We start from the raw sequence: 11547 nt of genomic DNA, 5'->3' as shown, positions 1-11547 counted from the left end.
GCTTGGATGCCTGGGAAGGGCAATGTGCAAGAACCGGGCACCATGGGTGTCACACCGGGCAGTGGTGTGATCATGTGGCCGCCAGTTTCGGTTTGCCAGAAGGTGTCGACGACGGGGCAACGGCTGCCGCCCACGTGCTTGTAGTACCACTCCCATGCTGCTGGGTTGATCGGTTCGCCGACGGAGCCCAACAAACGCAGACTGGACAAGTCGTAGCTCTTGGGATGCACGGCATCGTTGGCTTCTGCCGCTTTGATGAGCGAGCGGATGGCGGTGGGTGCGGTGTAGAAGATCGAGACTTTGTGGTCTTGAATCATCTGCCAGAAGCGGCCAGCGTCGGGGTAAGTCGGCACGCCTTCAAACACGATTTCTGTGCCGCCCAAAGCCAAGGGGCCGTAGGTGATGTAGGTGTGGCCAGTGACCCAGCCGATGTCGGCGGTACACCAGAACACGTCGTCGGCCTTCAAGTCGAAGGTCCACTTGGTGGTTAAGGCTGCATGCAGCAAGTAACCGCCAGTGCTGTGTTGCACGCCTTTTGGCTTGCCTGTTGAGCCCGAGGTGTAGAGCAAGAACAAGGGGTGCTCAGCACCCACCCATTCAGGTTCGCAGGTGGTGGCTTGCTTGTCAGCCAAGTCGCTCATCCAATGGTCGTGGCCTGAGGTCATGGCGATGTCGCCACCGGTGCGCTTGACCACCAACACGTTTTTCACAGAGTCGCAGCCGCCCAAGGTGAGGGCTTCGTCCACGATGGCTTTCAAGGGCAGGTGCTTGCCACCGCGCACTTGTTGGTCGGCGGTGATGATGGCCACGGCGCCCGTGTCTTCCACACGGTCACGCAAAGACTGGGCTGAGAAGCCGCCGAACACCACCGAGTGGGTGGCGCCGATACGGGCGCAGGCTTGCATGGCGGCCACACCTTCGATGGACATCGAGATGTAGATCATCACGCGGTCGCCCTTTTTGACACCGATGGACTTCAAGACGTTGGCGTATTGGCAGGTCTTGGCCAGCAATTGGCTGTACGTGGCTTTGGTCACTTCGCCACCGTCGGCTTCGAAGATGATGGCGGTCTTGTCGCCCAAGCCTTTTTCGATGTTGCGATCCAAGCAGTTGTAAGAGGCGTTCAAGGTGCCGTCTTCGAACCACTTGAAGAAAGGGGCGTTGCTCTCGTCGAGCACTTTGGTGAAAGGCGTCTTCCAGCTCAACAAGTCGCGCGCTTGTTCAGCCCAAAAGCCTTCGTAATCGGTGTCTGCTTTTTTGCACAAAGCTTCGTAAGCGGCCATGCCAGATACGTTGGCTTGCTTGACGAATTCAGCTGATGGCTGGTGAATGGTGATGTCGCTCATGAACCGGTCTCCTCTTATATGGCGGTATCTGTCAAAACCCTGTGACTGTGGAGCTGGGCTCTTACAAGGGTCTGACTGAAGCGCTGCTGACAAACCCTTGGGTTAAACCCCCACTGCGCAACACGCGGCGTGCGCAGGCGTTCCACAACACACCCAATTGCGGCACCCACAAGGTCAGGCGTTGACGTGCGCGGGTGAGGCCGGTGTAGACCAACTCGCGTGTCAGCACGGGCGAGGTTTGAGCGGGTAACACCAGCAGCACATGCGCAAACTCAGAGCCTTGTGATTTGTGTACCGTCATGGCAAACACCGTCTCCACACTGTCCAAGCGCGAGGGCATGACCCAGCGTACAGCACCACCGTCTCGCTGGGCATTTGTGGCGGGAAAGGCCACGCGCAGCACACCATCGGGGTAGGGCAGGCATAGACCCATGTCGCCATTCATCAGGTCCAAGGCGTAATCGTTGCGCGTCACCATCACGGGGCGGCCTGCGTACCACGGGCTTTGGCCCAAGCCCAGCGCGTGCTCGACCTGTGCGTTGAGTTGCGTCACACCTAGCGGGCCTTCACGCACCGCGCACAACACACAAAACGCGGTGAAGGCTTGCAGCAAGGCGGCGGCTTGTGCATCGGTGCACGGCGCTGCAGGCGCTGTGATGCTGGCGCGGTGGGGGGCGAGCAGCGTCAACCACTCGCGCCAACCGTGGCGCAAGCCCAGCGCCAGTTGCGGGTCGCTGGCACTGCCCAGCTGCAGGCGTGTCACATCGGGCGCGGTGTCGTCTGCATCGATGCGTTGTTGCGCCGGCAAGAGCGCCAGCCAGTCGGGCGCGTGTTGCCACAAGGCTTTGAGGGCGGCGGTGTTGTCGGCCACTTCGGCGTTCACCGCACGTGCCCATTGGCCGATGCCACTCTTGGCATCAAAGCGGTGGCTGTGCGTCAGGGTGACGGTTTGGTGTTTCAGCAAGGACCCGGTGCACAGCTGCGACATCACGGCACCGGCCTCCACCGACGCGAGCTGGTCTTTGTCACCCAACAAAATCAAGCGTGCGGAGGTGGGCACGGCTTGCAGCAGGCGGGCCATCATTTCGAGGTCGACCATCGAGGCTTCGTCCACCACCACCACATCGGTGGCGAGTGTATGCACCGCTGTGTCACGGCGTTTGGTTTGCAGCAAACGGTGCAGGGTTTGCGCTTGTGTGGGGATGCGCGTTTGCACATCGGCGGGCATGTGAGTCAGTGCTTGACGGATGGACTCGGTCAGCCGTGCCGCTGCTTTGCCTGTGGGCGCAGCCAAGTGAATTTGCAAATCATGCGCAGCCGTCCCCACGAGCAAGGCCAACAGCTTGACCACCGTGGTGGTTTTGCCAGTGCCTGGCCCGCCAGTGATGAGGGTGATACGGTGGTGTGCTGCCACCTCACAGGCCAAGCGCTGCATGTCGGGTGCTGAGGGCGTGGTGTCGGTGGGTTTGGGAAACAAGTCGTCCAAGCGTTGCTGTAAATCAGCGGGCACTGGGCAGGGCAGGGCCAAGCGTTGGGCGATGCGTTGACGAATGTGTTGTTCGGCTGTCCATGCGCGGCGCAAATAAAGTTGCGCGCCTTGTGCGCCTTGGTGCAGTACCAAGGGGCTGGCTTCGCCGTGTATCCAAGGCAGAGCGCTTGCAGCGTCGATCAAATCGGCGGGCAGCTTGGCGGTGTGTTCCTCACTCCAGCCAAGCAGTGCGTCCGCTTGCGTGTGCAAAGTGGCGAGGTCTAAGCAAGCATGGCCGCGGCTCCATTGGTGACTGGTCAGAGCGGCTAACCACAAGTGGCGTGGGTCATCGCTGGCTTGCTTGCTTTGCAAGAAGTTGGCCAAGGATTTGTCCAAACCTGTCAGCGGCGTGGTGGCCGCCCATGACGATTGCAGCAAAGGCGAGAGGGTGTGTGAGGCGGTCATGTGATGCGTGGGTGCTGAGAAAGAAGCCCGCAGGATGCGGGCTTCTCCGTGGGCAATCAATTCCTCTTAGTGGTTGTGCATCATGGGAGTTTGTGCTGTCGCAGCAACACCGTAGCCCAGCGCGAGGGGGCTAGCATGCCCGCGATCATGGCGGTGCGCCACTCGCCAGTCCTGGTGGTGGGCGCCACCGCTGTGGTTCAGAGAAAAGGCTTTGGGAGGCATGAATTGCGGGTTGGGTATGTCTTGCAACACCCGTGTGCGAAAAACGGGGGCAGATGCTTCTTCGCAAGCGTGCCCTTCATGCGCGGCAACCGTGTCCACCGTGTGTGTGGGCCCCGTCTCAAGAGGCATCGTCGCCGCATGAAACATGCTGCTGAACAAGCTGATGCACAGGAGGAGACATAACTTTCGCATGGTTTGATTTTAGGCGGGCATTCGTTCCATAGGGCGCGACAAGCTCAGACGATGTGTTTTTCTTTGTCCGAAAACAAAGTATCCAATGTTTCAATCAATGCTTGTGGCGGTTTGTGCGCATGCACCCCTGCACCTGCTTGATCGATGCCGCGCAAAAACAGATACACCGCGCCACCCATGTGTTGGGCGTAGTTGTAATCGGGCAAACGCACTTTGAGCAGGCGGTGCAAGGCCAAGGTATAGAGCACGTATTGCACGTCGTAGCGTTTGTGCAGCACGGCGTCTTGCAAGGTGGCGGCGTCGTAGCTGGGTAGTTTGTTGGACTTGTAGTCCACCACCCAATAACGGCCCTCGTGATGCACCACCAAGTCCAACGAGCCGGTGAGCATGCCTTGCATCACCCGCGCTTGCAGCGCAGGACGCGGTGTGCCTTGAAACACATGAGCGCGGATGTGTTGGTCCAGCAGCTTGGCGCTCAGATGATGCACCTCTAGGTTGAACTCCATCTCTGGCCACATGGCGTCGCTGCTGAGTTCGCTCAGCACCAGTGGCGGTGCATGCAATGCATGCAGGGGCAGCGGCGTTTGCAACACGGCTTGGAGCCACGGCGTGAGTTGTGCGTGTTGTGTCTTGTCGAGTTGCAGCCAGTTGGTTTTGCGCGTCAACAAGTTGTCCCATGCTTGCTGCGCCCAGACAGGTGCCAGCGCGTGGGCCACGGGCCATCCGTTTTGCGACAACCATTCCAGCAAGTCATGCAGCAGCGTGCCGTAGCGTGCCCCAGCGGGGAAGCTTTGCCATGCGCTGAGGCTCTCGGGCTCCGGCAAGGTGGTGGCGTCAGCCACGACATCGCGTTGTGCGTCGGTCATCGCATCAGCCACGGCTTCGTCGCGTTTGGATTCGGACACCAGTCCCCGTGTAATGGCGCTGAAGCTGGCCGTCCACCACAGGCTGTGGTGGGTGCGCTGGGGGGTGCGTGCGTTTTGCTCAGCGCTGGTTGGTGCTGGCGCTTGGTACACCGTGCCTTGTAGCGAGGGCAATGGGGCGATGTGGATGTGCTGGCAAGTGCCCCACAGGCGGTGCAACTGAGCGACCAAGTCGCCACGCGCAAGCCGTGCGAGCAGCAGTGACAAGGCGCTGCGTTTGAGGGTGTGCTTCTCGATGCTGCCGCTCAAATCCAGTCGGGTTTCGGCCACGCCCAGCCATAAGCCGCGCCGCGCACGGGTGAGGGCGACGTACAGCAAGCGCATGTCTTCTTCGACCGAGGTGGCTTCTGCATCGCTGTCGTGCGCCTCGTCGTCTTGTGCGAAATTGGTTTTGGCTTTTTTCTCCACCGTGAATGCGCCGGCAAACGGCACAAACACCAGTGGGTATTCCAAGCCTTTGCTCTTGTGATAGGTGATGACTTTCACGCACAACGCATCGGTTTCTAGGCGGGCTTGTTGTGTGTCGCTGTCGTGGTGATCACCTTGAATTTGCTCGCCAAGAAAGCGCACCAAGGCGTGTTCGCCTTGCAGGCTTTGCTCGGCGTGTTGCAGCAGTTCGCCCAAGTGCAGCAGGTTGCTCAAACGCCGTTCGCCGTTGGGTTGCGCCAACAGGCGTTGCGCCACCTGCTGGCTGTGCAGCCACTGGTGCAGCATGGGCAGTACGCCGTGTTGCTGCCACAGGGTATGCCATTGGTGGAATTGCTCAAGCAACTGGTCCCACTGCGCTTCGTCTTGCGTGATGGCCAGCACCGCGTGCAAGTCCAGCGCCCACAAACGGCTGCCCATGGCCGCACGCACCCAGCCGGTTTGGCGCGGCGATGCCACGGCACGCAACAGGCGCCAGAGGTCCGTGGCTTCGGTGGATTGGTAGACGCTGGTGTGATCCGATAAATACACGCTGGGGATGTGTCGCGCCTGTAGCGCTTGGCGCACCGCATCGGCTTGCTTTTGGCTGCGCACCAGCACGGCCATGTCGCTCGGTGTCGCAGCCCCTTGGTTGAGCAAGGTGGCCATTTGGTCGGCAAACACCTCGGCGGTGTGGTGCAAGTAGCTGGTGCTGCTCACCACCTCTGCATCGCCCTCAGGGTACATGTGCCACACCGTGAAAGGTGGGCGCTCTTCACCTTGGAGGATGAGTGGAGGCTCTTGGCCTTTGGCCGAAACCTCAACAAATTCAATCTTGCCTTGTGCCGATGCAAACGGTTGTTCGGCCTGCATGAACACATGGTTCACAGCGTGCACCAACCCCAGGCTGGAACGGTGGTTGCCTGTGAGGGTGTGTACGGCCGCGTCCTGCTGTTCGGGGGTTTCGTGCTGAATGCTCTGTGCATCTGCGCGTACTTGCAGGTAAGTGCCTAAGTCCGCGCCACGGAAGCTGTAGATGGCTTGTTTGGGGTCGCCAATCATCACCAGTGCGTTGGCGGCGGTGCAGACGTGCGGGGCATAGATGCGGTTGAGCGTGCCGTACTGCCAAGGGTCGGTGTCTTGAAACTCGTCCACCAAGGCCACGGGGTATTGCTGGCGAATGGCGGTGGCCAAACGGCCATCGTCGGCCATGACGGCGTGATGCAGATTTTGTAGCAAGTCCGAAAAGTCAAATGCCGCGCGTTGGGCTTTGGCGGCTGTGTAGGCTTGGCCTACCGCATGAGCGGCGTGCAGGGCGATCTGTTGCAGGGTGTTCGGTGCTGCGGCCTGCGTGTCGATGTGGTCGGCCACGGCTGCGAAGAACGCAAAGCCTTCGGCCTCGCCCCAGCCCTTGTCTTGGAGTGCTGTGGTGGTGAAGCGCGCCAGCACTTGGATGTCTGCTGCCTCACCGCGTGTGGCCCAAGCTTGCAGCACTTGGAGCCAGTTGGCGAAATAGTCGGCACGCACGCCTTTGATTTTTTTCTGTGCGCCTGCGTCTTGCAGGGCTTGCAACACCGCGTCGCCCCATGCCTCGCGTGCCACTTGCGCGGTGGCCGCAACCTTGGCTTGCCACGTCATGTGCGCGTCAATCGCTTGTGTGGGCGTGGTGGACGGGGCGACGGCCTCGCGTGGTTTGCGCTCTTGCTCGCGCCATATCTCATCCAAGGTGTCGAGCAATTGGCCGGGGTTTTGCCCGATCAGAGGTGTGATGTGTTGGAGCGTCTCGGCGGGCCATGGGTAAAACCATTCGCGCCAATAGTCTTGCACCAGCGTGAGCTTGAGTTGGTCGGCGTTTTCTAGGCGCGTTTGCTCAAACAGGTTGTGGCTCTGCAGCGCGTGTTGGCTGAGCATGCGGCGCGACCAACCGTGGATGGTGTAGATGGCGGCATCGTCCATCCACTCCGCCGCACAGTTGAGTTGCAGGGCACAGCGCGGCCACAGGGCTTTGTCAAAGCTGTCACGCAGCTCGGCCAAAAAATCGTCCACCTGCAAGCTGCTGGGCAACGCGCGGTCTTGGGCGCCCCAGTCAAAGTAGGTGGCGGCTTGGCTCAGGCGTGTGCGGATGCGGTTGCGCAGTTCGGCGGTGGCGGCATCGGTGAAGGTCATCACCAAAATTTGCGGGGGTAGCAAAGCGTCGGCGCGTTGGTGACCGAGTACCAAGCGAAGGTAGAGCGCAGCCAGCGTCCATGTTTTGCCTGTGCCTGCGCTGGCCTCGATCACTTGGCGGCCATGCAAGGGGAGGGTGTGTGGGTGAAGGGCTTTCATGCGTCGGCCCCCTCGGCGGGGTCTGCACGCAGGTGAATCACTTGGGCGGCTTGGTGCATGGGCGCGTACAAGCGGGTGGCCCAAGGTGCGAGGCTTGCTTCGATCTCGTTGAAACCATGGAACACGCGTTGCAGGGCAGGTGAGTCTTGGTATTCGCCGGTTTTGTGGTGACTCCCTTCAAATGCAGTGCGTGCTTTGCCGAGCGGGTCTTTGTGTTCTGCCGACACGCCCATGAGGTAGGCACATGCGGTTTTGGCGGCCACGGGTAGCGGCAGTGCCCATGCGTCGCGATAGGCGTTGCACAGGTCTTGCAGATGGGCCTGGGCTTGCGCTGCGGCGATGGGTTGCAACTCGATGGCTGCATCCAACCCGATTTGCACACTGGTGGTGGGGGTGCCGCTGGCGCAGGCGGCCAAGTGGTGCAGCCACAGGTGGCTGAGGGTGTCGAGCCGTGCTTGCTGCTGTTCTTTTTTACCTTCACTCACCGCACCCGGGCGCAGCGCCACTTGCAGCCATTGTTGGCCTAGGTCATCCGTACGCCAGAGGGTCTTCTGGTCGTTGGACCATTCAGCGCTCAGGTGTGTCTGGTCCAGCAGCCAACGGGCCGATTGCACATGCAGCGTGTGTGGCCACTTGCGCAGCAGCACATCGAGTGGGTCACGCAGTGTTTGGCGATCGCGCAGCAGCAGGCGTTGTTGTGCCTCACCAAACCCAGCCAAGGCCAATTGGCCGCTCAAGTGCAGTTGGGCCAAGGCGTGTTCGGCGTCATCAGCCTGCGCAATCTGTTGGTTGAGTTTGTATTTGTCTAAACCACTGAGCGAGAAAGGTTCGTCCTCTTGAGCAGCTTCTTCGGGTTGGTCTAGCTTCAAGCGCAAACGGTCAAGCAAAAACACGTCCACAGGTTGCCGCAGCAAGCGTTGCAGATGTTGCAGCGTCAACTCAGTGGGGCTGGTTGCAGCTGCGATGTTGCTGGTGCCTAGATTGTTTGTGTTCGCAGTGAGGCCTTGTCCTGTGGCTTCAGAGGTCTGTGCATTAGCTGGGTTTGTCAGCGCAGATTGCCAATCATCCGCATAGGTTTCAAACCCAGAGCCTTGGGTGAAGTACTTCGGTGAGAACGCTTGCAGCGGTTGGAGCGGTGCTTCACAGGCGGGTTGGTCGCCGCGTGTCCAGACCGCGTTGAGGTAGTCCGTCAGTTGCGCCACCAGCACCGACGGTGGTTTGATTTCATGGTCGGTGGTGCGGCGGCCTTGCCAGCTGATGTAGAGCTTGTCGCGGGCCGAGAGCAGCGCTTCTAAAAACAAGTAGCGGTCGTCTTCGCGGCGCGATCGGTCGCCTGCGCGCCAGTGCACATTGGCGTCATGGGGCGCTGCGCCCGCGTGGGCAACATCGCTCATCAAATCAAAGTCGCGTGGGGTTTGGCTGCGTGGGTAGTCGCCATCGTTCATGCCCAGCAAGCACACACACCTGAAGGGGATGGCGCGCATGGGCATGAGCGTGGCGAACTGCACACCTCCACCAAAAAAGCGGCGCTGCATGGCGGGCTGTTGCAGTTGGGCTATCCAGTGTTCGCGCACCACCACCAAGGGCAGCGGTCTGTCCAAGCGGGCCAGTTGGCAATCGGCCAGCCAGGTTTCTAGCGGGGCCATCACGCGCTCGATCAAGCGCTCGTCAGCATCGTCACTGGGCTTGAAAAACAAAGCCACCAACTGCTGCAACACTGCCACCCATTCGGTGGGCGTGTGGTCTTGGCGTAGTTTGAGCAGCGCAATTTGGGTGTGGCGAAGCCATTGCAGCAGGCCATCGACCACGCGTGCATCTAGCCCGCCCACGCCTGGCAGCGGCAAGGTGTCGAGCCACGGGGTGGCTAGTGTTGGGTTGGTGCTGTGGTGGAGGTCGTGGGCTGGCGCAGCGTCGCTGCTGGGCGTGTCGCTCGGGCTTGATGCGCCCACGGCATAGCCCAGCAGTAAACGCTCCACGCCAAACAGCCAACTGTTTTGATGGGCATCTGCCGTGTCGGGTGCCATGCCCCAGGGTTTGCGGTGAACGGCGTCTAGGCCCCAGCGCACACCAGCGTCAGCCAGCCAAGTGTCGAGCTGGGCCACGTCGTGTTCTTCCAGCCCGAAGCGTTGGCGCACGGCGGCCACTTCAAACAGGCTTTGCCACTCCACGCGCGTCACGCGCAGTTGGGGCAGTTGCAGCAGGGTGTCAAGGGCTTGCACCAAGGGCTCGGTGCGTGGCGTGGTGTCGGCCACGGAGTAGGGCAGGTAGCGTGGGTTGTTGTGCTGGGCAAAGCGGCCAAACACGGCGTGGATGTGCGGCGCAAAGTTGGCCATGTCGGGCACCATCACCATGATGTCGGCGGGCTTCAAGGTGGGGTCGGCATCCAGCCACGCCAGCAAGCGGTCGTGTAGCACCTCGACTTCGCGCTGGGCGGAGTGGGTTTGCACAAAGCGAATGCTGGTGTCATCGGCTGGCACGGGGACGGGTGTGTGTGGCAGTGGCTCTAGGTTGAGCAGGGACGACTGCAAGTGCTCCAGCATTGTGGGCTCGCGGCCTTCGGCGGCGGCTGAGACTGCGGGGTCTACAAACACATCGACGCGGTTGAACTGGCTTTTGTAGTGCGCCACATCGTCAAAGTCATCGAGCAAGTGCAAGTAGTCGCGGCCATGCTTACCCCATGCGGCGAGTAGTGGATGGGTGTCGGTGTGCAACTTGTATTGATCGGCCTCACTCAGCGAGCCATCGTCTTGTGGAATAGGCAAATCTTTTTTGTGCACTTGGCGTTGCTTCGAGTGTTTGGCCAGCGGCACACGGCTTTCCACCACGTGGCCCCAGTAATGCTGACACGGGTTTTGCACCAGCATCAGCACTTGGCACACACGGCCCAAAGCGGCCAGTGCTTGCACGGTTTGCATGGGCAGCGAGGTCACGCCAAACACCATGAGGCGATGCGGCACACCCGCAGGGCGTTGGCCTTTACCTTCGCTCATTTCATGGAGGGAAGCCATCTTGGCCATGAACGCCTCATGCACTTTGGCGCGAGAGCTGAAGCTGTGCTGGGCATCAGTCTGCAAAGCAGTCTTCATCTCGGCATCAGCCGCAAGGTCGTCTAGCAAATCGCGCCACAGCTCGGGCTGCCAGCTTTGTGCGGCGGGCAGGGGTGTGGTGAATGCAGATGCGTTGCTACCCGCTTGCGTGCGCAGTTGGTCTTTGTGATTGGCCCAGTCTTCTAGCCAATCGGCGCGGTAGTTTTGGTAGCCGTCCAGCACGTCGGCCAGTTGCGCGGCCAGCTGGTAGGCGCGGCGGTTCATGGGCGATGCGTCGCCTTGCGGTTGGCCCAAATAGTTTTTGAGCGCCGCGAAGTTGGGCCTTGCCAGCAAGTCTGGCAAGCGGCGCATGATGCGCCACACCAGTGGCGACTTGTCCAACGGCATGTGGGCAGGCACGCTGTCTGGCCCCAGCACGGCACGGTAGATTTGCCACAGCTTGGCCGAGGGCAACTCCACCTGCGTGGCCGCGCAAATGCCCAGGTCTTTGGCCAAGGCCAGTTCGAGCCAATGCTTCATGCCGTTGCTTTGTACCAGCAACACCTCGGGCGCGAGCACGGGCAGCGGGTGCTTGCGGATGAACTGCACCGCCAACTCGCGCAGGCCCTCGAGCTGGTTGCTATGAAGCACCATAAAACCGGTGGCGTGGGGGCTAGACATGTGGGGCAGAACGGGCGAAAAAAGGATCTAAATATTTGTGTTAATTAATAAGCATACTGGATGGCAGGGCGCAAACCGTGAACCTGCCGACCTTCGATAAACCGACACAATAAAATTTAACTGGTGGCGGATTCAAGGACGAAGTGCAACGTTTGAATAAGAGGAGGATTGAATGCGCCCAGCACACTCTCACAGAGACAGCTCACTGGGCAGGTATCGCAGCGCCATCAGTCGCGAGATTGAGCGTATCCGTGGGCAGCGTGGCTACTGGGCCGAGTCAAGCCTGCGTCATGTCTCAGGAAAGTCAAAGACTTCTCAGAGCTTGCCTTTTGAAATATCCATGATCATCTTAGATAAGGCGGATTCAAGGACGAAGTGCAACACGCTTTAACGAGGCATGGAATACCTCGTGAGGTGTCTTGAATCCTAGTCGCTTTCTGGGGCGGTGATTCAATCGGTTTTCAATCATAGTCAATTCCTCATCCGTCACGGTT

Annotated in this window: 5 protein-coding genes; all 5 read right to left on the bottom strand. The window is 60.3% G+C overall.

Going from position 1 to position 11547, the window contains the following annotated elements; translation table 11 throughout:
* The coding region (locus RMS03_RS01220; protein ID WP_310625304.1) for an acetate--CoA ligase at positions 1–1346 on the bottom strand (1346 nt) is incomplete at its 3' end.
* A gap of 61 nt (positions 1347–1407) precedes the next feature.
* A complete protein-coding gene (recD, locus tag RMS03_RS01215; protein ID WP_310625303.1) occupies positions 1408–3279 on the bottom strand; it encodes an exodeoxyribonuclease V subunit alpha in 1872 nt (623 codons plus the stop codon).
* 66 nt (positions 3280–3345) lie between these two features.
* A complete protein-coding gene (locus RMS03_RS01210) occupies positions 3346–3693 on the bottom strand; it encodes a hypothetical protein (protein WP_310625302.1) in 348 nt (115 codons plus the stop codon).
* Between the two features lie 44 nt (positions 3694–3737).
* Complete coding sequence (gene recB / locus RMS03_RS01205) at positions 3738–7346, bottom strand: exodeoxyribonuclease V subunit beta (RefSeq protein ID WP_310625301.1); 3609 nt, start codon at positions 7344–7346, stop codon at positions 3738–3740.
* Positions 7343–11053: an exodeoxyribonuclease V subunit gamma gene (gene recC / locus RMS03_RS01200; protein WP_310625300.1), complete on the bottom strand. Its 3711-nt coding sequence runs from the start codon at positions 11051–11053 to the stop codon at positions 7343–7345. The genes recB and recC overlap by 4 nt, the downstream gene beginning before the upstream one ends.
* Positions 11054–11547 lie beyond the last annotated feature (494 nt).

The organism is Limnohabitans sp., assembly GCF_031538885.1.
Classification (GTDB): Bacteria; Pseudomonadota; Gammaproteobacteria; order Burkholderiales; family Burkholderiaceae_C; genus Limnohabitans.
The sequence above is the reverse complement of the archived record's forward strand: the minus strand, read 5'-3'. Positions and strand labels throughout refer to the sequence as shown.

What these genes read in the sequence shown, in the direction of transcription:
- recB (WP_310625301.1), bottom strand. Translation starts at nt 7,346, where the DNA reads ATGAAAGCCCTTCACCCACACACCCTCCCCTTGCATGGCCGCCAAGTG.
- recC (WP_310625300.1), bottom strand. Translation starts at nt 11,053, where the DNA reads ATGTCTAGCCCCCACGCCACCGGTTTTATGGTGCTTCATAGCAACCAG.
- recD (WP_310625303.1), bottom strand. Translation starts at nt 3,279, where the DNA reads ATGACCGCCTCACACACCCTCTCGCCTTTGCTGCAATCGTCATGGGCG.
- RMS03_RS01210 (WP_310625302.1), bottom strand. Translation starts at nt 3,693, where the DNA reads ATGCGAAAGTTATGTCTCCTCCTGTGCATCAGCTTGTTCAGCAGCATG.